Origin of the sequence: Microcystis sp. M169S2, from assembly GCF_020245865.1 — a bacterium.
In the GTDB taxonomy this organism is placed as follows: Bacteria; Cyanobacteriota; Cyanobacteriia; order Cyanobacteriales; family Microcystaceae; genus Microcystis; species Microcystis ichthyoblabe_A.
The window spans coordinates 1-22,498 of the sequence record NZ_JADBUB010000161.1 but is presented as its reverse complement, the minus strand read 5'-3'; the positions used below and the strand labels follow the sequence as shown (position 1 = coordinate 22,498).

Annotated in this window: 19 protein-coding genes and 1 other RNA gene; 9 read left to right on the top strand and 11 right to left on the bottom strand. The window is 44.2% G+C overall.

What is annotated here, in order from left to right:
- Positions 1-459: 459 nt before the first annotated feature.
- Positions 460-2,256, bottom strand: coding sequence for an N-acetylmuramoyl-L-alanine amidase family protein (locus IM485_RS16110; RefSeq protein ID WP_287744310.1), 1,797 nt, complete (start codon positions 2,254-2,256; stop codon positions 460-462).
- Positions 2,257-2,512: 256 nt separating this feature from the next.
- Between IM485_RS16110 and IM485_RS16105 the strand changes: the two genes are divergently transcribed.
- Together IM485_RS16105 and IM485_RS16100 are read left to right on the top strand one after the other, a co-directional pair.
- Positions 2,513-2,947, top strand: a complete 435-nt coding sequence (locus IM485_RS16105; protein WP_002761836.1) for a peroxiredoxin — start codon at positions 2,513-2,515, stop codon at positions 2,945-2,947.
- 397 nt (positions 2,948-3,344) lie between these two features.
- Positions 3,345-4,349: a glycoside hydrolase family 10-like protein gene (locus tag IM485_RS16100; RefSeq protein WP_104396382.1), complete on the top strand. Its 1,005-nt coding sequence runs from the start codon at positions 3,345-3,347 to the stop codon at positions 4,347-4,349.
- A 293-nt stretch (positions 4,350-4,642) separates the two neighbouring features.
- Here the strand turns inward: IM485_RS16100 and cruG are convergent, their stop codons facing one another.
- Together cruG and cruF are read right to left on the bottom strand one after the other, a co-directional pair.
- Entirely contained in the window at positions 4,643-5,833 is a 1,191-nt protein-coding gene (gene cruG / locus IM485_RS16095; protein WP_287744306.1) for a 2'-O-glycosyltransferase CruG, read from the bottom strand.
- Position 5,834: 1 nt separating this feature from the next.
- Positions 5,835-6,749 (bottom strand): gamma-carotene 1'-hydroxylase CruF, encoded by a 915-nt coding sequence (gene cruF, locus IM485_RS16090; RefSeq protein ID WP_104396384.1) that lies wholly within the window; start codon positions 6,747-6,749, stop codon positions 5,835-5,837.
- Positions 6,750-7,263: 514 nt separating this feature from the next.
- On the opposite strand from cruF, the gene IM485_RS16085 reads away from it, so the two are divergent.
- Positions 7,264-8,808, top strand: coding sequence for a serine/threonine protein kinase (locus IM485_RS16085; protein WP_104396385.1), 1,545 nt, complete (start codon positions 7,264-7,266; stop codon positions 8,806-8,808).
- Positions 8,809-8,874: 66 nt separating this feature from the next.
- Here IM485_RS16085 and IM485_RS16080 read toward each other — a convergent pair whose 3' ends face one another.
- Positions 8,875-10,464, bottom strand: a complete 1,590-nt coding sequence (locus IM485_RS16080; protein WP_072926856.1) for a glycoside hydrolase family 57 protein — start codon at positions 10,462-10,464, stop codon at positions 8,875-8,877.
- A gap of 147 nt (positions 10,465-10,611) precedes the next feature.
- Here IM485_RS16080 and IM485_RS16075 point away from each other — a divergent pair, with 147 nt between their 5' ends.
- Positions 10,612-11,766 (top strand): histidine kinase, encoded by a 1,155-nt coding sequence (locus IM485_RS16075; RefSeq protein WP_104396387.1) that lies wholly within the window; start codon positions 10,612-10,614, stop codon positions 11,764-11,766.
- Here IM485_RS16075 and IM485_RS16070 read toward each other — a convergent pair.
- Positions 11,744-12,571, bottom strand: coding sequence for an alpha/beta fold hydrolase (locus tag IM485_RS16070; protein WP_287744303.1), 828 nt, complete (start codon positions 12,569-12,571; stop codon positions 11,744-11,746). The two genes, IM485_RS16075 and IM485_RS16070, sit on opposite strands and share 23 nt — an antisense overlap.
- 314 nt (positions 12,572-12,885) lie before the next feature.
- Here IM485_RS16070 and rnpB point away from each other — a divergent pair.
- Positions 12,886-13,382, top strand: an RNA gene (rnpB, locus tag IM485_RS16065) — RNase P RNA component class A.
- Between the two features lie 154 nt (positions 13,383-13,536).
- Complete coding sequence (rnc, locus tag IM485_RS16060; RefSeq protein WP_104396389.1) at positions 13,537-14,241, top strand: ribonuclease III; 705 nt, start codon at positions 13,537-13,539, stop codon at positions 14,239-14,241.
- Positions 14,242-14,257: 16 nt separating this feature from the next.
- On the opposite strand, the gene IM485_RS16055 is transcribed toward rnc, so the two are convergent.
- Entirely contained in the window at positions 14,258-15,328 is a 1,071-nt protein-coding gene (locus IM485_RS16055) for a WD40 repeat domain-containing protein (protein ID WP_104396390.1), read from the bottom strand.
- Between the two features lie 87 nt (positions 15,329-15,415).
- Positions 15,416-15,709, bottom strand: coding sequence for a hypothetical protein (locus tag IM485_RS16050; RefSeq protein ID WP_104396391.1), 294 nt, complete (start codon positions 15,707-15,709; stop codon positions 15,416-15,418).
- Between the two features lie 337 nt (positions 15,710-16,046).
- On the opposite strand from IM485_RS16050, the gene IM485_RS16045 reads away from it, so the two are divergent.
- The gene (locus IM485_RS16045) at positions 16,047-18,287 is read left to right on the top strand and encodes a glycoside hydrolase (protein WP_104396392.1); all 2,241 of its coding nucleotides are present in this window, start codon (positions 16,047-16,049) and stop codon (positions 18,285-18,287) included.
- A gap of 405 nt (positions 18,288-18,692) precedes the next feature.
- On the opposite strand, the gene IM485_RS16040 is transcribed toward IM485_RS16045, so the two are convergent.
- A complete protein-coding gene (locus tag IM485_RS16040) occupies positions 18,693-19,883 on the bottom strand; it encodes a HEAT repeat domain-containing protein (RefSeq protein ID WP_104396393.1) in 1,191 nt (396 codons plus the stop codon).
- Between the two features lie 154 nt (positions 19,884-20,037).
- On the opposite strand from IM485_RS16040, the gene IM485_RS22795 reads away from it, so the two are divergent.
- Together IM485_RS22795 and IM485_RS16035 are read left to right on the top strand one after the other, a co-directional pair.
- Positions 20,038-20,178: a DUF6883 domain-containing protein gene (locus IM485_RS22795; RefSeq protein ID WP_353737636.1), complete on the top strand. Its 141-nt coding sequence runs from the start codon at positions 20,038-20,040 to the stop codon at positions 20,176-20,178.
- A gap of 20 nt (positions 20,179-20,198) precedes the next feature.
- On the top strand, positions 20,199-20,420 hold the full coding sequence (locus tag IM485_RS16035) for a DUF4926 domain-containing protein (protein WP_002761801.1): 222 nt from the start codon (positions 20,199-20,201) through the stop codon (positions 20,418-20,420).
- Positions 20,421-20,754: 334 nt separating this feature from the next.
- Here the strand turns inward: IM485_RS16035 and IM485_RS16030 are convergent, their stop codons facing one another.
- From IM485_RS16030 to IM485_RS16020, 3 genes are all read right to left on the bottom strand, one after another.
- Entirely contained in the window at positions 20,755-21,537 is a 783-nt protein-coding gene (locus IM485_RS16030; RefSeq protein ID WP_002755908.1) for an energy-coupling factor ABC transporter ATP-binding protein, read from the bottom strand.
- A gap of 14 nt (positions 21,538-21,551) precedes the next feature.
- Positions 21,552-22,325: a cobalt ECF transporter T component CbiQ gene (gene cbiQ / locus IM485_RS16025; RefSeq protein WP_104396394.1), complete on the bottom strand. Its 774-nt coding sequence runs from the start codon at positions 22,323-22,325 to the stop codon at positions 21,552-21,554.
- A 67-nt stretch (positions 22,326-22,392) separates the two neighbouring features.
- On the bottom strand, positions 22,393-22,498 hold a 106-nt coding region (locus IM485_RS16020; protein ID WP_287638279.1), incomplete at its 5' end, for a transposase.

The following is a 22,498-nucleotide window of genomic DNA, read 5'->3' as shown; positions in this document are numbered from 1 at the left end:
CTCGGTTAACAATTTGTAATATTCCTTGTTGACACCCTTACTGACAAAGAAAAAACTGAAATCAAGTCAGGATAAGGGTTGGAGTGCTTACTGCAAAAATTGTTAAGAAAGATCCCTATAAGGGATAGCTTAATAAGGGGGGCAGCGATCAAGTTGTCTATAAGGGCGTGAACTGTTGGCAAATTTTTAGTAAACTATCTTTATTTGTTGGCTAATCCAGAGATTTTTGTCCCAGAGCGATCGCTGTTTGAATATCTGCTAGAGAGTGATGGAATATACCTTGTAATCTAGCAGTTATTTTGTCCGATTGCTGTTCACTGGTAACATTTTTTCCATGAACTTGATTTAATTTCCTCGGACTAAAATAAAGACTCCATCCAATCCTATCACCGGCTTTCCAGCTAAGGCTTGGTTTTTCATAAAGATTTAAGCTTATCTCCCTCGGATTGCCATTAAATTTTAACTAGAAGCGATTACCCCAGATTGTTGAAACCATTGACTAATTCCGGCGGCTAAAACTTGCGCTAGTTGTTTTTGTGCCTGAGTATCGGTAATCCATTCAAATTCTTGAGGATTACTCATAAATCCTAACTCTAATAACAATGAAGGACTACTATAGGGACGAGTTAAAGCTAAATTATTCCAAAATACTCCATAGGAAGGACGGTTAAGATTTTTGGTTAAATAATCGTGGAGAAAAACTGATAAATCCGCTGCCTGGGGATGATACCAAAATATGCCAATTCCTTGGGTATTTAAGGCATCTCCATCATCGGGTAAAGCATTATAGTGAACTGATATTGCTAGGGTTGGTTGCAGATTATTAATCATCTCTACTCGTGCCGGTAGGGATAGTTCGATGTCCGTTTCTCTGGTTAAATAAACTGTTGCCCCCAATTTTTCTAACTCCCGTTTAATTAATTTAGACATAACTAAATTAATCTCTTTTTCCGTGTAACCCGTTGGACCGACAGCACCGGTTTCTTTACCTCCGTGTCCGGGATCTAATAAAATAACTTTGCCCTGTAAATTATCACTTTTTTCTGGGGAATGACGCAGGGTTAAGATTAAATTTGTCCCCTGGTAACGAAGACTATAACCCCACTGTTGTTTTTGATTAAGATTAAAAGTGTATTCTATCGTAGTCGGGTTAATTTGTCGCCAATCTAAACGTCTGATTAAAGGATTATTCCCCAGAAAAATTGTATCGGTTTGGGCAATGGTATTATAAAGGGTCAAAATAAATTTATCATCTTCTTGTCTCACGGCGATGGGTACAGGATGGGAGAGGGGAAAAATAATTTCCGTTGCTTGATTGATACTGCGAGAAGAGAGACCGCGAATATTAGCATTATCCAATACCTCATTGACTATTAAACGGGTTTCTCGCTCTAAAATCCAACCACCATAATCTAACCGTAACCAATCCCCTTCTTTCCCGGTGACTCTCGCTTTCGTGCCTTGGGGTAAAGGAGTTAAACGGGAATAATCACTACCTGGCCCCGTGCGTGCTACCCCTTGGACCGCTATAATTTCAATCACTGGTAAATTTTGATCGCTAATAATGTTAATTTCTCCTTGACCTTGTTGGCTAATAGAGCGATTATTTAATTGTGCTGTAAAAATAGGTTTTCCTAAGTTAGCCTCTTGCTTAAACTGCTGACAACCTCGATAGTAACCAGTTTTATCCTCGGAATTCGCTTGATTAAGATTAGTTAAAACTGCGGCATTACTAGGCAGTTTTGTAGTTTGAGGTTGGGGTAAAAGAGGCAGAATTTTATCTCCTAACTGCACAGAAATCTGAGCTTGGGGAGTGGCAATCGCACTAAAACAAATCCATTCCCCCACTAACCTCGTCTTATTGACAGAAGGACTGAGAGAGTTATCAGCAAAAGCTAATTCGTGGGGAATAATTGCTTGAGTATCTAGACGAATTATTTGACGATTAATAGTTTGGTTTTGATAGCGAATAGTGAAATTATTTTCGCCAACTTCTAGGGGAAAACTAGGGGCAAAATATCCTTTAGCACTGCGTTGAATCGGTTGATTATTGAGCAAAACTTGACCCGATGGAGGAGCAGAACCAATAAAAAAGATTCTAGCGGCCGTGGTTTGATGATTATCGGGAGGATAAACAATCATCAATGAGGTAGATTTGGCGCTGATACTGTCATAAAAACCAATTAATAGCACTAAAACTAAACCGATTAAGATATTTTGCCCAAAAGTTCTCACCCTTAACCAGAATGGCCCCATATTATCCCCCTCTTAGCTGACAAATATTATCCTAAGACAAATTCTAAAGGTTTGTTGTTCGTCTTCTAAGCTGTACTGTATTTAAACTGATCGGGAAATTCAGTACAAATGCTCGAACCCCCACTTCCCCATCACCCCATCACCCCATCTCCCTAATTCATAATTCATAATTCATAATTCATAATTCCCACACCCTGTTTTTGACCCTAATCCTTTATCATCAATATAGATTAACTTTTGTAAAGGAATCGGAGTTATGGCTTTAACCGTTGGAACAATCGCACCGAACTTTACCACCACCGACGATACTGGAAAAACCGTTTCCCTGTCGGATTTTCAAGGTAAAGTCGTAGTTTTATACTTCTATCCCAAAGATGATACCCCCGGCTGCACCAAGCAAGCGCAAAGCTTCCGGGATAACTACGAACAATACCAAGACAAGGAAATAGTAGTCTTCGGGGTGAGCAGGGATGACCAGGGTTCCCATGCACAATTTAAAGAAAAATACGGTTTACCCTTCCAATTGCTCGTAGATACCGATGGTGCTATCACCAAAGCTTATGATGTCGATGGGGGTGGCTATTCTAAGCGCGTCACCTATATCATCGATGCAGAAGGCAAAATTAGCCATGTGGATGACAAAGTGAATACCGCTAGTCACGCATCGGATATTCTCTGTGTCGTCGGTTAATTTTTCCTAAAATCTTTTCTGGGTGTGTTAGGGGGGCCTAATACACCAGGTATCTATTTTTTAGTTCACTGATAATCAGTTTTTAATAACCGGATTTAGTCTGATCACCCTGATAAACTTAAACTAACGAAATAGGGCTTGCTGAATAAATGTGAAATGTAGGCGAGGCAAGGGTTTTGGGCTTTTCTTGCGAAACAGGTGCAAGGTTTTGAGTCCTGTAGGGGCGAAGCATTCGGGCGATAACCTATCGCTGAAACCGTAGATTTCCTATCCGAATGCTTCGCCCCTAATTTTTGCCGCAAGCCCTATTTAAGGCCTGCTGATGAGGAACTGAATATCAAAAATCGGACTACAATAATGCTATTATCAAATATCTTGGTGGGATTAATCGGCAATCATGGTTAAGTTTAGCAAGTACCTAAAGAGGTTTGGGATTGTTGCTGGAGTGGCTTTTTTGTTGTTGGTTACTCACCGAGCGGCTCCCCGAAAGGCAGTGGAAAATGACCAGATGAAGGGGGTTTGGTTAACCAATATTGGCACGATATTGTTACATCACACTACGTCCTTAGACGAGGTGTTAAATCATCTTTCGCGATCGGGTTATGACCGGGTGTATTTTAGTGTTTATGGGTTGAGGGGAACGCTTTATCCGACTTCCCAACGTCCGACGAATTGGTTGTTTGTGCCGCCGTTGAGCAATCCCTGGAGGGCAGCGGTTAAGGAGTCTTTACGGCAGGGTTTGAAACCATTTGCTTGGTTTGAGTATGGTTTGATGTTATCCCCTAATGATCCCATTGCCAAAAAGCATCCGGATTGGCTATTAAAAACGCCCGCAGGGAAGACGGTGGTGGAAACCAATGTCTGGTTAGATCCGGCGAATCCGCAGGTACAAGCCTATCTTTTGGGGAATATGGAAGATATTTTAAAAGAAAAAGATTTGGCGGGGATTCAGTTAGATGATCATTGGGCGGTTCCGCGTGTTTTTGGTAATAAAAGTCAAGCTTTAACGAATTTAACCCGCAAGTTGCACGATCATGTCAAGGCGATTAATCCCAAGTTGGTGGTCAGTCTTTCGCCTAATCCTCACTCTTTTGCGGTGAATAAATATAATCAAAATTGGTTGGCTTGGGTGCGTCAAGGGATTGTGGATGAGGTGGTCCTACAGATCTATCGGAAAACTCCCAATCAGGTGGCGGCAAGTCTTTCGGGATCGGGACTGGCGACAGCTTCCCGGTATGTGCCGGTGGGGGTGGGTTTATATGCGGGTTGGAATCCTGATTTTTCCTTAAAGGGTTTACAAGCTCAGGTGAGGACGGTGGAGCGTCAGGGTTATGGCTATTCGTTATTTTGTTGGGAATTTGTGGTCATGCGTCATCTTTTTAATCATATTCCTCGGTTTTAAGTGAAAAGGCTAGTATAATTAAGGGTGTTCTAAGTAAGTGGTTCTAATTACATAGAAGATAGATTTTGCCTTCGATCTCCCCCTGCTTTCTAGGGTTGATTCATGAATCAACCCTACCCTTAATACTGGGGCTGATTCATTCTCCGAATCTAATTCTTTTTTTTGCTACTCTTAATGGCTTATGAGGTAAGCTAGGGAGTAGGGGAGTACAGGTTTTTGCTCTCATAGTAGATTGATTCATGAATCAATCTACCGTTAGAGGAGCCTCATACACCCAATGTTTATTTTCCAATTCACTGATACACTCGACCGCGCCAACTTTGGGGACGGGTAAAAGCAGAGATAAAAATGCGGATAACTGCCAGCGGATCCGCTAGGGGAGATAGCCAAAATAATCCTGAAGATAGATTGACTTTTTCGCCGCGATAGTAGCTAGGAGAGACGGCCAATAAAAGGGCAAAGCGAATCAATAACAGCAGCAGGTTTAAAGTCAAGACAATTTTTAAACTCAGGAAATTGTAGCCAAAAATCAAAGCTGTGAGCAGTAAAGGGGTGATAATTATCGGTAATCCCTGAGTAAGAGCTAATAAAGCTAAATCGCCCCATAATTGCCCCTGATAGGAGGCATCTTTGAGGTCAAGAGATCTGCCCCATTCGCGCCAAGTTTCCTTAAGTCCTTCGTACATCCGCACGCGAATCAACTTCGCCCCATCAAGAAATCCCACCCGATAGCCTTTCGTCGCCGCTAGACGGGCGAGGGTGACATCATCGCAAAAAGAACCTTTTGCCCCGCTATAACCGTCTAAAGCCGCTAAAACTGACCGCCGGCAGAGAAAACATTGACCATTGGCCATGACTCGTTGGGGATCTTGCCCGCGCACTCCGGCCGCATCAAAGCGATAGAGCAAAGTCATCAATAAAGCCGGCTGTAACCACCATTCTCCCGGATAGGAGAGGATAAATTGCGGCGACAGGGAAACTAAATCGTAACCTTCTGCGATCGCAGCTTTAACTAAACTAGCCACTAAATTTGCTTGGGGTTGGGTATCGGCATCAATGCCCAAAATCCAGTCACTTTTAGGAGAACTAAACAAAAAACCATTGTGTAACGCCCAGGGACGACCTACCCAATCGGGGGGCAAAGGATAATCGGTTTTCAGGCGAAAGCGGGGGTCTTTTGCCGCTATCTCCTTGACTTTTTCCCGCGTACCATCTTGGGAATTGCTATCGACAATCAGAATTTCTCGCACTTCGTAACTCTGTTGACTCAATCCCCGTAAACAACCGTCAATCCTGGCCACTTCGTTTAACGTCGGCACAATCACGCTTACTGTCCCTAACATCTCCGGGGTGGGGGGTTGGGGAGTCAGGGGAGGACGACGACGCGCCCCTTTCAGCAGACGGGAAAGAAGGATAAAAAAGGCAACAGCCTGAGACAGCAGTAGCCCCAGGCAGAATGCACCGAGAATTATCTCAGTTAACAACTTATTTGGCTCCTCTCACCGAAACAACGGGGATTTTTAGGGTTGTTACTTCGCTGGTTGCCACTGTTTGCCCGGAAGCAACAGCCTTGGCGCGATTATAGAGGAGTATTAAAGGCAGAATACCGGTGAGTAATCCTAAGAAAATCGGCGGATAAATACCAGCACCGATACTCATGACCGTAGCAAAGCCAAAATTACCTAAATACATCACAAAAGGTAGGGTTAAATCTTGACTTGGCAGTTTCACCGGTTGCACTTGCCAGATTAAAGTGGCTACCGTCATAAAAACACAGCCTGTACCGAACCAACCAGCAAAATTTTCATAGGGCATCCCAAAAAAAGCCCCCGGTTGTTCCCAAATCCAGAAGGGCATGGTAGTTTGACTCATGGCCGGATCTAGGACAAAATCCCATGAAGTTAATAATACCGCCCCGATAGCGATCGCTCCTAGATTTTGTAGCCACTGGGGTATCGCAAGAGTGGATAAACCAACACGAGCGATGATATAGGCACTAAAACCGAGATAAAACCAAGATAGGGGGATAGTAAAGGGGACTAAACCCGCAATTTTGTAACCTAAGCCCGAAAGATAACGATAATGACCGAAAGGAAAGCCGGTACTGGTTCCTAATAGTTCGCTACAAAGGGATAAACTGATAGCGGGAACCATGAATCCTAACCAGTGCCACACTCCTAGAGTCCGATAGGCATAAACAGCCACCGCTGCCATTCCTAACACCATATACACCACACCCCCCCCGGCCATTGACCAAGCAAAGGCGGTTTTGCCAAAATCCGGTAAATTGGCCACAAATTCGGGATGGGGCAGAACTAGCAACAATCCCGCTAGTCCAAAAGCCATCGATACAATATGACCGATGAGCAGAGCTTTTTCGATCGCAATTAGTCGTCTCATTAAATCTCTAGCACTGCGAAAGGATAATCATTTTCAAGTTTACAAATCTTTATTAAAGAATTATTACGCAGATCGGTCACTTTCGGCAAAAAAGTTTCACAGGGGCTAGGGATTTGCCTGTAGTAGTGGTTTAGGAGTCAGTAGGCGGGAGAATCAAGAACGAATAATAATCAGTTAAATGGTCTATAGCGTTTCTGATTCACAAGAGGTACATTCCCGATCCTGAACAGCTTAATCAGCAAAGGTTTAAGTGTGCCGCACAGATGCGAGAAATGCTATATTTAGAGATTTTATGCTACTTTATACTTAGTTTTTTTATTTTTTTCAACCCCCAAAAATTAATTATGCAAGAGGCAATGGCTAAAAATACCTGAAAATATATCTTTAAAAGGATGCTTTTAGCCTAAAAAAAGGGCATTCTAGGGTTAAGTCCTCTCGATCACCCAGGGATTGCAGCAGTTCTTAAAAAAACTCTCTCCATCAGACTCACTATAATTAACACAGTAGCCTAGTTATGTCGGCAGAATCTAGACATCGGCGCCTACTTGCCAATCGATACCAACTGGTCGAGTTGATCGGCAGCGGTGCCATGGGACAAGTATATCGAGCGGAAGATAAACTCTTAGGTGGCGTAACCGTCGCCGTGAAATTCCTCTCGCAAACTCTCCTCAACAAAAGAATGCGCGAGCGTTTCGAGCGAGAGGCAACTATTTCGGCACTTTTAGGCGAAAAAAGTATTCATATTGTTAAAGTTCGTGATTATGGTGTAGATGAAAAGGATGTCCCCTTCTACGTCATGGAGTTTTTGCAGGGGGAAAGCATAGGAGAAATCATCAAATATCACCCGCTGCCTCTCTCGCGCTTCTTTCATCTCACCCGTCAGATTTGTTTCGGCATCGAATGCGCTCATAAGGGTATTATCTTCCAAGGCGAGATGTGTCCGATTATTCACCGGGACATCAAACCTAGCAATATTATCGTGATTCAGGACTCAGGATTAGGGGAATTGGTGAAAATTCTCGATTTTGGCATCGCTAAACTCATCCAGTCGGGAGAATCCCAAACCCAATCGTTTATGGGAACCCTAGCCTATTGTTCCCCAGAACAGATGGAAGGTAAAGAACTCGATCATCGTTCCGATATCTACAGTTTTGGGATCGTGATGTATGAAATGCTCACGGGAAAAACGCCCTTTTTTCCCGATAATTCCTCCTTTGGGGGTTGGTATGAGGCTCACCACTACGCTGAACCCCGTCCCTTTAATCCTAGCTTGCAATTACCGCCAGAATTAGAACAGTTAATCCTGCGCTGTTTAGCCAAAGCACCCAGCGATCGACCGCAAAGTGTTACAGATATACCACAACTTCTCGAACGACTCGAACCCCTAGTCAAAAATAATCAACCTAATAAATTGCATCGTATCGGTGAAATAGTCAAAAAAATCGACGATTACACCGCCAAAACTAAAACCCTTGAAGATTTAGATCGAACCGGTCTTGCTGTCGCTAATACTAAGGATATCTGTCTCAAGTCCATTTGGCCCGAGGATAAACCGCGCCAAAAAATCGTCTTCCCACGCTGTATCAAGGCTGCTGACGGCGTTTTTGCCAGTTTATGGGTAATGTTGGATCGAGAAGATATCCCCGTCCGGGTTGCTAGTGTCCGTTATAATCAATTTCTCTTCTTACCCACACCCCACCCGATGATTCTCTGGATTACTGTCCTCTATCATCGTCAACAGGGTCCCCGTTGGTTGCCCTGTTATTTGGACTTAAAAACCCCCCAGGGTCAAAAAATGACCAAAACCCTTGGCGAAACTGGTCAATACTGGATTTTATTTTTCTCCCTCGAAGGCGGCCCGATCTGTGAAAATGTGATCACCGCTAATATTCCCGCCAATCAATGCCAAATTTTGCAGCAATGGGTGAGAGATAGTCAATTAGCTCCAGTGGGCAGCCCGCAAATTAGCAAGCGGACGTTAAAACGGAAACTTGATGAACTTAAACCCAAAATTTTGGCCAAATTAGCCTCAGAATTAGCCCAAGGCACACCAATTTAACTTTCTAAAAAATCAAATCGGGGGGGTATTAACTAACCCCCTTTTTATCCATACTACTCACCCAGATTACAGAGGTCGATAGACACGGTAATCAATATTGGGGAAAATATTATCGATTTCCTCGACTTTTTCCAACCAACCAGAGTCAATCTTCTCCGATTTCACATCTTCATAGATTTTATTTAACCGCAGCAGGTGGGAACGAGTGCGCCGGACAGCATAGGGAACCATTGTACCGGTTCGCATAATAAAAGCCCAGTCAGAAGATTGCGCTAATAATAACTCCCGGGCCGCCTGATTTAAAGCCCGTTCCTGCAATTCATCCTCCGCTTCATGATGACTTAATTCAATCATCCGTTCCGTGCCTTTGTGCAGGTGAGGATAGATCCAAGCGTTGGTTTCATTTAGCCAGTATTCGTGAAAACCCTTATAACCCCAACTGGATTGGGAAGGACGACAGACCTGCTGATGGGGGTTAGACCGGAGATAATCGGCTAAATGGGTCATTTGGTAGATATTTTGGTCATACCAAGACTTGCGGAACAGAAAATCAATAAACCAGGGTCCCTCATACCACCAGTGACCGAATAACTCGGCATCGTAGGGAGAAACAACCAGGGGAGGACGGCCCATAATTCCCGCTAAACTCTCCACCTGCCGCTCGCGATTATACATAAAATTGCCCGCGTGTTCGGCGGCTTTTTCTTTGGCCCAGTAGGGGTCATAAAGCCCTTTTTCCGATAAACCACCGTCCCGGCTAGTGATTTTGTGGTATTTAATGCCTATATTCTTGCGTTGACCGTTGGGCATGATATAGGGCTTAATATACTCGTATTCCGCTTCCCAGCCCAAATCTTTATAGAATTCCCGATAAACTATATCCCCCGGATAACCGACTTGGGAAGACCACACCTGTTGAGAAGATTCATGGTCACGACCGAAAGCAGCCACCCCAGTTTCCGTGAAAATGGGCGCGTAACTGCCGTAACGGGGACGCGGACGACCGTAGAGAATACCGTGGCCATCGACGAGGAAATAACGAATGCCCGCATCGGCTAACATTCTTTCTACCCCTTCATAGTAGGCACATTCCGGCAACCAAATTCCCTTGGGACGACGACCGAAATTTTCTTCGTAGTGTTGACAGGCCACCTCAATTTGCGCCCAGACCGCTTGTGGGTACATTTTCATCAGGGGCATATAACCGTGAGTCGCACCACAGGTGATAATTTCTAGGTTATTACTGTCGAGGAATTGTTTAAATGCCTTGACCAGATCTCGATCGTATTTTTCCCAAGTTTGTCGGATACTTTGGAAAGATTCGGCGTAATATTCGGCTAAGTAGCGAATATGGCCATTATGTTGATTATGGTCGATTTCTTTAGCAATTAATTCTTCTAACTTACCTAAGTGTTCTTCATAACGCTCTTGCAGTAACGGATCCCGCAGCATCGACACCAACGGCGGAGTCATGCTCATGGTCATTTTAAAATCGATACCATCCCGCTTGAGACCTTCAAAAACTTGCAGCAGAGGGATGTAGGTTTCTGTGATTGCTTCGTATAACCATTCTTCTTCGAGGACGTAATCGCTTTCGGGATGGCGAACGAAAGGGAGATGAGCGTGGAGAACTAGGGCAACATAGCCAAAAGCCATAGGATTTCTTCTTAGAATTAAGGAATAAAACTTTAAGATTAGGTTGAGTAGATTTTATACTATCTTAAGCTTCTACAATAAAGAATATGATAAAAGTCGATCGATGATCGATCGATCTCGTCAATCCCTAGGTTTACTAATTTTCCGATGCTCCCATCTAACGAGCCACTGACTGCTTTAGGGAGAGAGACGACAACGCCTCTCTCGATTCAACTTTTGCTGTTTGTTGATGACCGTCCCAGTTCTCAAGAAATTATCCGTCAAATTCAGTCCTATCTCCAGTCTTTAAAGTCTGATTACCCAATTGACCTACAAATCATCGAAATTCGCCAGCAACCTCATTTAGTCGAACATTTTCGCCTTGTAGCTACCCCGGCCCTGGTCAAAATTGCCCCCGCCCCCCGCCATACCCTCGCGGGCAGTAATCTGGTGGAACAGTTTAAAAAATGGTTGGTACGCTGGCAAAAAGCGATTAAAGAGGAGGTCAAAAATCATCACGCTGAGGATGAACAACGTCAAGAGGTGGAACATTCGGGCGAACTCATCCGCATTGCCGATGAGGTTTTTCGTCTTAAACAGGAAAAGGAAGAATTATTAGAACAGTTGAAATTTAAAGACCAAATTTTGGCTATGTTAGCCCACGATTTACGCAGCCCTCTCACCGCTGCTTCCATCGCCGTGGAAACCCTAGAATTAGCCTATCATCAACCGGATACGGAGCGCAGTCTGCAATTACGAGAACAACTGCACCAACAGGCCCGCAAACAGTTTCGGATTATGAACCGTTTGATCACGGATATTCTGCAAGCTTCTAAGAGCATGGCGGCGCAATTCACTCTCCACCAGAGTAAATTTTATCTTCAAGCTCTTTGTCAGGAAATTTTGTCTCAATTTACCGATATTTTTCAGGAAAAGACTTTAACTCTCCAAAGCGATATCCCCCAAGATCTGCCCCCCGTCTATGCTGATGAGGAGTTAATCCGACAGGTGATTATTAATCTCTTGGAGAATGGCATCAAATATACTCCCCCCGGCGGCGAAATTACCCTTTCTGTCCTCCATCGTACTACTCAAAAAGTACAAGTGAGCATCAGTGATACCGGCCCCGGCATCCCCGAAGAAAAACAAGAGCATATTTTTGAGGGTCATGTGCGTCTCAAACGGGATGAGGGTAAAGAAGGTTATGGCATCGGTTTATCGGTCTGTCGCAAGATTATTCGCGCCCACTACGGTCAAATTTGGGTGGATAGTGTCCCCGACCACGGCAGTAGTTTTCACTTCACTCTGCCAGTTTATCGCTAAAATGCGCCGCTAACCAATTATCAATGTCCCCTAAAACTAAGTCGGGGATTTCCCAGGGGAACAGATGGGCCGTTTCTGGGTAACATTTCCACTGAGACAGTTTCAGGTTTTCGGCCGTTTCTTGGCTCGAGGCACTGGTAATATGGCGATCATTTGCTCCCGCCAGAACTAAGCAGGGAATTGTAATTTTGTCAAGAGATTTTAAACAATTGTAACCTTTTTTTAAAGCCCGATTTAAAGCGCGATTAGCAGCTGGAGAAGTGCCTAAGTAGGCGGGAACAGCATCTTGAGCGAGATATTGATAAGAAATCGCTTGATGTTGTGAAAAAAGGTACTGAAACAGGGAACGACGAGCAAAAGTATCAATATTCCAACGCCATCCCGGTTTAATCTGATTGAGAATTGCCGCCATCCCCGTCAAGATCAGATCTGTGGTGGTGATAGGAGGATGACTACCCCAAGGCCGCCCGGCCGAGGCCACTAGAATTAAACCGGCAAAGCGATCGGGATGCCGCAATACTAATTCCAGTGCGATTATACCCCCCAAAGACCAACCGAGAATTAAACATTGCGGGATTTTTTGGCGATCAAGCAGTCCGATTAAATCCTCTAGATGTTCTTCTAGCTGAAAATCGCGGCGATAACGACTTTTACCGTAGCCGCGCAGATCCGGGGCCAGGGTTTGCCAGCGTTGGCAAAAATGATCGGTAAATACAGACATACTCGCCGCCGAACCGGGATGACCGTGCAGACAGAGGATCGGATAGCCATTACCTTTAATGTTAACGTTTAGAGCCATCGACATTGAGCAGTTATCAGTTATCAGTTATCAGTTACCAGTTACCAGTTATCAGATTTGAGTTTTAAGTGAGCAGTATGTAAGTACCTAAGCAAAATTAATTACACACATCTAACCCCGCTCTTGCCTCTTGCCTCTTGCCTCTTGCCTATCTTCACTAGGAAATTAATTTTGCACGACTACTTATTAAGCGAGCAGTATTAAATAGCAGTTTCCTGCTGTCTTTTCACTGTTCACTGTTTACTGTTTACTGATCACTGATTATTGACTAGGATATATGAGCGATCGAGTCTCTGGTAAGTCATACTAGAGAATAGGAGAGAGTTGGTCTAGAGGTTGCGGGGTCATTTGATTAATGATTCCGAGGAAAGTCCGAACTCCCGAAAGACCACACTTGCTGGATAACGTCCAGTGCGCGTGAGCGTGAGGATAGTGCCACAGAAAAATACCGCCCCCTTTTTTTAGTAATCAGTAAACAGTAATCAGTAACGAAAGTAAATTCACTGATAACTAATAACTTTTCACTGATAACTTTCCACTGATAACTGATAACTGATAACTGATAACTGATTGGGGGTAAGGGTGCAAAGGTGCGGTAAGAGCGCACCAGCAGTATTGAGAGGTACTGGCTCGGTAAACCCCGGTGGGGAGCAAGGTGGAGGGACAAAGGTTGGTCTTTTTCCTGTCCCGTTTTTAGGAACCGCTTGAGGTAATTGGTAACAATTATCCCAGATAGATAACCTCTATTCCAACAAAGGTAAAAGCAATTTTACTGCTGTTGGGAAATACAGAATTCGGCTTATGTCTGACTCTCTCCTTTATCAGTTATCAGGAGGCAGGAGGCAGGAGGCAGGAGGCAGGAGGCAGGAGGCAGCTTTGTTCTCCTCACACCCTACACCCCACACCCTATACCCCACACCCTACACCCTACACCCCACACCCCACACCCCACTTCCCTTTTTCTCGCTCCCATGTCCTTAAGTGATCCGCGTCGCCAAAAACAATTAAAAACCCTAGTGGAAAAGCTGGGTTTATCGGCTGATGTCCCCGTCAGGTGGGATTTATTAGATTTGGCCCTGACTCATCCGAGTGTTTCCCGTGATAAGAATTATGAACAATTGGAATTTGTGGGCGATTCTGTGGTAAGGCTCGTGGCGGCGGAGGTATTGTTAGAAACCTATCCGGAGGCCCTAGTGGGAGAATTTGCTGCGCTGCGATCGATGATGGTTAGCGATCGCACTCTGGCGGAATTTGCGGATCGCTACGGTTTCGAGCGTTATTTGTTGGTATCAATTAGTACGAGTATCGATCAAGCGGGGCGAATTTCTCGACTAGCAGACGCTTTCGAGGCGGTCTTGGGAGCATTATATCTTAGTACACAAACGATGGTTTTAGTGCGTTCTTGGTTAGATGAACCACTAAGGGAAAAAGCGGCCGAAATTCGTCGAGATCCGGCCCGACAGAATTATAAGGATGCCTTGCAGGAGTGGACACAAGCAAAATACAAAAAACTGCCGCAATATTTAGTTAAAGAAATCAATGGTTTAGATCAAGAGCGTTTTTGTGCGGAAGTGTGGTTAAATGAGCAAAAATTAGGAGTGGGAACAGGCAGAAGCAAAAAAGCAGCGGAACAGGCAGCGGCGAAATCGGCTTTTCTAGAAGTGGTTAAAGGCTAAATCAAGGCATTTTTGCCTAACGGACGAATTGCCAGAGGCGAATTTTAAAATCATAATTACCACTAGCCAAATACTGCCCATCGGGACTAAAAGCCAGGGATTCCACCCAGTCGGAATTATTATCAAACCAGGCTAACTGTTTACCCGTGGTCACATCCCATAAACGCACACCGTCATTACTGGCACTAGCGAGAATTTGTCCGTTAGGATGGAGTGCCAGGGAACGAATTCGGGCTGTATGACCGATGAGGGTAAATAATAACTGATTATTGCTCGTATCCCAGATTTTAATCGTGCGGTCTAAACTACCCGTAATTAAATTTTTGCCGTCGGGAGTGTATAAAAGCTTGCTAACCGCTTGGGGATGGGCGGAAAATTTCGACAAAAATTTGCCCTCGCGGATGTCCCAAAAATTTACCTCACCGTTTTCATGACCACTAGCAAGGGTGACACCATCGGATTTCATCCCTAGGGAATAAACAAAATTACCCACCCAATTTAAACGATAGAGGGGACGGCGGGGAGGTTGCACTGTCCAGAGGCGAATTCCTTCCAAACCACCACTAATTAACGTTTTACCATCGGGAGTAACCGTAAGGGCGAGGACAGTATTACCGTGTTCGAGGGCAATTCCTAAATACTTGCCTTCCACCAGATTCCAAAAATTAATCGAACCATCTGAACCGCTACTAACTAATAACCTTTCGTTGGGACTAATAGCTAAAGCTTTGACGCTGGTTCTTTGGGCCCGAGTTTGGGAGACTTTTTGCCCTGTTTTTACCGACCAAATTCTCAGGAGAGGATCCGTATCACTACCACCAGCGAGAACCAATTGGTTATCGGGGCTGAAAATCACAGCATTAGGGGTGGATTGTTGCCCCTCTAAGGTTTTAGCGAGGGTAAGTCTGCCTAAACCTTCTACTAGGATAGTTTCTGGGGTTTTTTCGCCACTTTCAGCTGCGGGTTTAGGGGGAGCAATAGGACTTTGGGCCTGACTAAGCTGATGTTGCCCGATTGTCAGCGTGGTTAGGACACTGACCACAATTGCCCCGACAAGTTTCTCCCCACCCATAAATCGGAATTTCATAAATTTAGTTGAATATTAACAAATGAACGGTGCTATAGATTCTAGCCTTTGAGGGGATTGATTGCCAAGCAAGGTCAGATTTCTGAGCTAAGAAGGTCGATTTTTTTCGTTTTTCAGGGTTGGTAAAGCCACTTGACCCGATTGGGGCGGTAAATAATATCTTGCTGCTTCTTCTTTGTTGATTGCCTCAGTTTTTTGGCTCTGTTGCCACCGAGCGAAGATAGCGATCGCCATAATCGTTGCCCCTAAAGATAGCAGTGTCCATCTTTGTCCTAGAACCCCGATGATGACATCTACTGCCGCTGCGGTAAAGATAAAGCTAGTTATTGGTTCTTGACGGTAAGCTTTCTTGAGAAAACGCGGCCAGAGGAGATTACTCATTTTATCTATTATTTCTACGGTTTCGATAATTCCAGCTTATCCTATCATCCTAAAAAATGTTGTCGATCAGGTGGTGGGGGGTTTTTCAGTGAGCAGTAATCAGTAATCAGTAAGGCCGAATAATATTAGGGATTTTACTGCTGAACTGCAAATAATCACCCCCAGAGAATCGGATCCTTTAACAAATGCAAAGAGACGATACCCCCTCAAAACCCGTTGATAGGATTATGGTAGTGACCAAAATCAACTTTTAAGAATATATAATGGGCGTTATTGTCTATTATCATCCAAATAACGGCTAAATAGCCTGTTGTATGCACTTTTTCTCGGTATTATCATGGCCTATCCTCTCTACGTCGCTTTTATTTGGCATCAACACCAACCCCTCTACAAATCCTGTCAAACTAGCACCGATACTTCGGGACAATATCGCTTACCCTGGGTGCGACTGCATGGAGTGAAAGATTATCTCGATTTAATCTTAATTCTAGAACGTTACCCGAAATTACACCAAACTGTCAACCTTGTCCCCTCTTTAATCCTGCAATTAGAGGATTACGTCAACGGACTAGCTATAGACCCCTATCTTGCCCTCACCGTCACCCCGGAAGCGCAATTAACCCTGGCACAAAAACACTTTATCCTCGAACACTTTTTCGATGCTAACCATCGTACCCTGATCGATCCGCACCCCCGTTACGCCCAATTATACGCACAGCGTCAAGAAAACGGTCATAGTTGGTGTATTAGCCATTGGAATCTGCAAGATTATAGCGATCTCTTGGCTTGGCATAACCTCGCGTGGATTGATCCTATCTTTCACAGTGACCCAGAAATCGCTACTTGGTTAGAACAGGGAAAAAACTTCACTTTAAGCGATCGCCAGCGAATTATCTCCAAACAGCGTCAAATTCTGCGTCGTATCTTGCCGCAACATCGGTTAATGCAGGAAACCGGACAACTAGAAATCATTACCAGTCCCTACACCCATCCGATTTTACCCCTGCTGGCCAACTCGGAAGCCGGCCGGGTAGCGGTGCCGAATATGACCCTTCCTCGGCAATATTTCCACTATCCTGAAGATATTTCCCGCCATCTCCAGAAAGCTTGGCAAATCTATATCGATCGCTTTGATAAACATCCTCGAGGACTTTGGCCCTCGGAACAATCCGTTAGTCCCGCAATTCTCCCCGCAATCGCTAAACAGGGTTTTCAGTGGTTATGTTCCGATGAGGGGGTGTTAGGTTGGTCCCTAGGACATTACTTTCATCGCGACGAAAAAGGCAATGTTAGTGAACCGGAATTGCTTTATCGTCCCTACCTTCTGGAAACTAGCAACGGCAATTTATCGATGGTTTTCCGCGATCATCGTCTCTCGGATCTGATCGGATTTAGCTATAGTGGCATGAAAGCGCAAGAGGCCGCTACAGACTTAGTTAAACACCTAGAAGCGATCGCCGAACAACTGAAAACTAACGCAGAAACTACGACGTTAGAAAAACCCTGGTTAGTTACCATTGCGCTAGATGGCGAAAACTGCTGGGAAAACTATCATCAAGACGGTTTACCCTTCCTAGAGAATCTTTATCAACTTTTAAGCGACCACCAAGCGATCAAATTAGTCACCGTCTCGGAATATCTCGATCGCTTTCCGGCTAATGCTAAAATCCCTGTCAATCAACTTCATAGCGGCTCTTGGATCGATGCCGATTTTACCACTTGGATCGGCGATCCCGCTAAAAATAAAGCTTGGGAATATCTAATTTTAGCCCGTCAAACCCTCGCTAATCACCCGGAAGCGACGGAAGATAATAACCCCGATGCGTGGGAAGCATTGTATGCAGCGGAGGGTTCCGATTGGTTTTGGTGGTTTGGTTATGGTCATTCCTCCAATCATGACGCAATTTTTGATCAACTTTTCCGCGAACACCTGATCGCTCTTTATCAAGCTTTAAATGAGCCAATTCCCTCCTATTTGCTCGAACCGGTGGAAGAACACGGAGATAAACAAAGTAATCGTCCACTAGCTTTTATTCACCCCATTATCGACGGTTTTGGGGACGAACAGGATTGGGATAAAGCTGGACGGATCGAAATTGGCGGCGCCAGTGGTACAATGCACCGGACTTCCTTAGTACAAAGGCTCTTTTTCGGTTGGGATCACCTCAATTTTTATCTGCGTTTCGATTGGAAACCGGGGGCAGAATTAGGCAAAGATATCCCAGCTGAAGTGCATTTATATTGGTATTATGATGAAGTGCATCGTCTGCAAAGTCCAATTCCCCTAACAGATATTCCCCCTCGATCGCCCCTCGATTACGGTTATCATCATCATCTAGGAGTTAATTTAATCACGGAATTTACTTGGTTAGAAGTTGCTCAAGAATATTTTACTTGGCAGCGAGTTCCTAGTAGTGCCAAAGCTTCTTTTAATCAATGTTTGGAAATTGCTGTCCCCTGGGAAGGATTACACATTGAACCCGATGCTCGTCTCCATTTGATCGCAGTTTTAGCTAATCAAGGTCAATACTATGATTTCCTCCCCGTTGAAGAATTAATCTTGCTGCAAAGACCTTAAATCAGTAATCAGTTATCAGTAATCAGTTATCAGTAATCAGCTTCTGAAGGCAAGAGGCTCTTCTGGTTTCTGTGTGGAAACGAGGTCTATACTGATAGTTTCTTCGACAAAATAGTCCTAAAAGTGTTGCCCGATAAGCATTTCACGATTCCATAAGCAAAAATTATCACACAAAGTCGAGAAGAGCCGGCAAGAGGCAACAGGCACTCGTGCAAAAGACAGGATCTGGCAATTCTCCTACTTAAAAAGAAGGTTAGAAACTAAGTACATCGAAGCTTTTAGCTTAACCAATTAGGTTTTAGATTCGGCCCTTGTTATCAGCTTTTTAGCCATCAGCCATCTCCCCTACACCCTACACCCTACACCCTACACCCTACCCCCACCAACAAACTTTTTCAGCCAACCCTATATAGTCCCATGATCTAGCTTTTTTAGGGCGCTGAGAGCATGGAGACGGACGATCGCCTCCCCGTCGGCTGCTAAAGTCAGCAAAATACTTTTATTATCCCGATCTAATTCTCCTAAAGCGATCGCTAGAGACTGTTTAACTCCTGTATCACCGAGGATCGCGGGACAGGAGTGATAAAAATTACCGAGAATTTCTCCTGCTTGTCGGCGTAATTTCTGGGAGGTTTGCCGGCCGAGAATAGCGATAATTTCCCGACAAATAAAGACATTTTCGCTATATAAAGCTTTTTCTAAGTAATTTAAAGCTTCTCCGTCCTCGATCCAGCCTAATGCTCGCACTACGGTTAATTTTAAACTATCGGGAGTTAGGGAAGATTGCAGCAGTGGATTTAAAGCTTTAGCTGAGGTTGCTGTGCCGATACGACCGAGAGCGATCGCCGTTTCTTGACAGATCTCGAGGTGGATATCGAATAACAGCGGTTGCAGATGGTTAACTAAATCTGCTTGGGGATAATTTGACGCTAGGTAACTACTAGCTTTAATTGCTTCCCGTCGCACCTCGATGGCCGGATCCTGTAAAGCATCGAGGATAATCGCAGTAATCTGGGGATGGTGAAAACTGCTTAAAGCTTCGATCGCCATGGACCGAATGGCGCTAGATTGATCCTTAACTACAGTTAAAAGCGGTTCGATAATTTCCGGCCGGCGAATTTGTGATAAAGCTTGTACGGCTAAAAAACGCCTGTTCGAGTCGGACAGTAATTGTCCTAAACTAGAGATCGCAGAACTGCCGATATTAGCTAAAGCGGCCGCAGCCATTTGCATGAGTTCCTCCTCCTCCGATCTTTGCAATAATTGACTGAGAGCGAGAATACAGGCTTGATCGTCAAATTGACTGAGAATTCTCGCCAGAAACCAGCGCATTTCCCCATCTTGTTCCTCGGATTCTAACAGGGCAATTAAAGGAGCGATCGCCGATTGACCGATTTGGGGAAATAGTTTAGCTATCTCCCATCGCTGTTGAAAATCGCATTTTTGTAAAGCTTCTAGGGCTAAATCGAGGATTTCATCGTTAATAATCGATTCAATCGCATCTTTTTGGTTTAAAAGTCGCTGTATGCTGGCGTTTACTGTCTCCCAGTCCTTTTTATTCAACGCTATCTGAGCTTTTTCTAGCAGAGCTTGCATCGTGAGAAATGGCCTCGATTTTCGTGCTACCTATCCTAAGAATGTCAGACTTTCTCGCTTTTGTCCTCTCTCATAATGCAAGAAACCGATAATAAATCTCCACATTGTGCATCAGACATCAGTATTTACTTAGGACAAGCCATCCACAGACTTCTTGCAGGAGTGGGAATATAGACAAAAGTATATTATTGACTTTCCCCTGAATCATCAAAAAAAAACAGCTATTATTCCCAGTGTTTGGATAATGAGAAATGATGAAAATTTTCCCCGTTTAGTTACTTGTTATGTACTTTAAGGAGATAAGGAGATAATGAAATGAAACTCTTAGATGTGGTTGCTTTATTAGAAGACTTACCTCAATTGGGATTATATCGCGGGCAAGTGGGAACAATTGTAGAAGTCTATGAGCCAAATGTTTTTGAAGTTGAATTTAGCGATACTTCTGGCCTTGCTTATGCTATCGAAATCTTACAAGAAAATCAATTAATGTTATTACATCATTCTCCCTTAGAATCCCAAAAATTAACCGCTAAGTAGCGGTAAGCTGTTGACTATCTAAATCATACTATAGCGGTTTTCAGTCTGCTGAGGTACAAAAGTTATGGGTTTTAGGCAAAAGGCAACAGGCAACAGGCAACAGGCAAAAGGAAAGAAAAACAGGTGTATCTCACTAGCTTAGGAAACGCTATAAATGCTGTTTAAAAGGTATAGGAGAGTGGGAAGTGGGGAAGTGGGGAAGTGGGGAAGTGGGGCATTTAGCTGAAATTTCCCTAAACCCCTAAATCCCTAAACCCCTAAATCCCTAAATCCCTGTTCCCTATCCCCTTTCTAACTGAAAACTGAAAACTCACATCTGATCACTGATAACTGATCACTGATCACTGACTTGTGAGGGCGCATCAGCGATCGCACAGTAGGGACGACTATAACAAAGGGGTGTTTCCAAGTCGTGTTGTTCCAAAAATTCCCGATTACTTAAAATCCTAGCGGTTTCTCCCTCAGCTACCACCTGACCACGACTTAACACCACCGTGCGATCGCACAATTCTAAAGCCAGATCGAGATCGTGGGTGGCGATCACTTGGGTTTGGGGTAAAGTGGCCAACAGTTGTATTAATTGCCGACGGGACCGGGGGTCCAGTTGGGCGCTAGGTTCATCAAAAACTAAGACCTCCGGTAACATGGCTAAAACCCCTGCAATTGCCACGCGTTTTTTTTCACCCCCCGATAGATTCTGACTGTTTCTCTTACCGTAATGCTGGGAATCCAATCCCACCGCGTGTAAAGCATGATGACAGCGATGGTTTAGATCCTCTCCCCGAATACCCTGATTCATCGGGCCAAAAGTCACATCTTCCCAGACAGTGGGCATAAATAGCTGATCGTCGGGGTTTTGGAAGACTAAACCGACAAAATTGCGGATATTTTCTAAATTCTCCGGTTTAACTTCGTAGGGACCGACGGTGATTCTACCGGTTTGCGGCGGGAGAATACCGTTAAAATGCAGTAATAAGGTGGATTTTCCCGATCCATTTGCCCCGACTAAAGCCACCTTTTCCGTAGCTTCAATGGCTAAATTAATACCTTTTAACGCTTCTGTGCCGTCAGGATAGGTATAAACTAGGTTTTCAATAAAAATCGGGTTGTGGTGCATGAAAAACGAGACTTTTACCTGAGTAGATGTACCATTTGACCCCAGAGGATCAGAATTACTATGGCAATTATAGCGAGATAATCTTTCAGCTTACTTTGGGGAACCTGTACAGAGGGCAAGGAACCAGTGTAACCCCTCGATAACATGGCTTGATAAATGCGATCGCCACGTTCGTAGGTACGGATAAATAAAGCGCCGATCATGTGTCCCACTAGCAGCCGTTGCCATCGGGGACTACTCATTAAATTGCGCGCAATTGCTGCCCTTCGCATGGAATTAAATTCAGTGATCAAAACAGCTAGATAACGATACATAGAAGCTAAAATTGCCACCAATAAAGGGGGAGTTTTCAGGGTAACTAATGCTTGCAACAGGTCGGGAATTGCTGTGGTTAAAACCAGAATATTGACCGTACAAAGACAGAGAAAAGCTTTTAAGGCCACACTGCTTAAAACCAGCAATCCCTCGCTAGTTATCCGCAAAAATCCCCAAGACCAAAGAATTTCCCCGCCATCGCGAAAAAGGGTTCCCAATAAAACCACACCGATAAAGACAAATTCGATCGCTACTCTTCGTAAAAGTACGCTAATAGTCACCCGACTGATCAGAATTAAAATAATTAATCCTAATCCGTAAATCCCCCAAGTTTCCCAGCTACCATTCGGGGTTAAGGCTGTGGCAAAAACTAACAAAAGAGTCACTAAAACCCGGGTATGGGGCGCAAGTTTCTGCCAAAAACCGCAATTTTGGCACTCATTTTCGCGAGAAAAAGTGGCAATGTGTAGCATTTATTCAGTTATCAGTTATCAGTGATTTAGGGATTTGGCTCTTCTGGTTTTCGTGTGTTAATTTTTGTTATGAATTAAAGCAAGCAAACAGCTTAAGTCGAAGATGTTGAAAATTGGTAAATCCATAACTCATTCTTTTAATAAGCTTTATTTTGGTATTCATTCCCTCAATT

Coding starts and splice junctions, on each gene's coding strand:
- IM485_RS16110 (WP_287744310.1), bottom strand. CDS start 2,256: ATGGGGCCATTCTGGTTAAGGGTGAGAACTTTTGGGCAAAATATCTTA.
- IM485_RS16105 (WP_002761836.1), top strand. CDS start 2,513: ATGGCTTTAACCGTTGGAACAATCGCACCGAACTTTACCACCACCGAC.
- IM485_RS16100 (WP_104396382.1), top strand. CDS start 3,345: ATGGTTAAGTTTAGCAAGTACCTAAAGAGGTTTGGGATTGTTGCTGGA.
- cruF (WP_104396384.1), bottom strand. CDS start 6,749: ATGAGACGACTAATTGCGATCGAAAAAGCTCTGCTCATCGGTCATATT.
- IM485_RS16085 (WP_104396385.1), top strand. CDS start 7,264: ATGTCGGCAGAATCTAGACATCGGCGCCTACTTGCCAATCGATACCAA.
- IM485_RS16080 (WP_072926856.1), bottom strand. CDS start 10,464: ATGGCTTTTGGCTATGTTGCCCTAGTTCTCCACGCTCATCTCCCTTTC.
- IM485_RS16075 (WP_104396387.1), top strand. CDS start 10,612: ATGCTCCCATCTAACGAGCCACTGACTGCTTTAGGGAGAGAGACGACA.
- IM485_RS16070 (WP_287744303.1), bottom strand. CDS start 12,571: ATGTCGATGGCTCTAAACGTTAACATTAAAGGTAATGGCTATCCGATC.
- rnc (WP_104396389.1), top strand. CDS start 13,537: ATGTCCTTAAGTGATCCGCGTCGCCAAAAACAATTAAAAACCCTAGTG.
- IM485_RS16055 (WP_104396390.1), bottom strand. CDS start 15,328: ATGAAATTCCGATTTATGGGTGGGGAGAAACTTGTCGGGGCAATTGTG.
- IM485_RS16050 (WP_104396391.1), bottom strand. CDS start 15,709: ATGAGTAATCTCCTCTGGCCGCGTTTTCTCAAGAAAGCTTACCGTCAA.
- IM485_RS16045 (WP_104396392.1), top strand. CDS start 16,047: ATGGCCTATCCTCTCTACGTCGCTTTTATTTGGCATCAACACCAACCC.
- IM485_RS16040 (WP_104396393.1), bottom strand. CDS start 19,883: ATGCAAGCTCTGCTAGAAAAAGCTCAGATAGCGTTGAATAAAAAGGAC.
- IM485_RS16035 (WP_002761801.1), top strand. CDS start 20,199: ATGAAACTCTTAGATGTGGTTGCTTTATTAGAAGACTTACCTCAATTG.
- IM485_RS16030 (WP_002755908.1), bottom strand. CDS start 21,537: ATGCACCACAACCCGATTTTTATTGAAAACCTAGTTTATACCTATCCT.
- cbiQ (WP_104396394.1), bottom strand. CDS start 22,325: ATGCTACACATTGCCACTTTTTCTCGCGAAAATGAGTGCCAAAATTGC.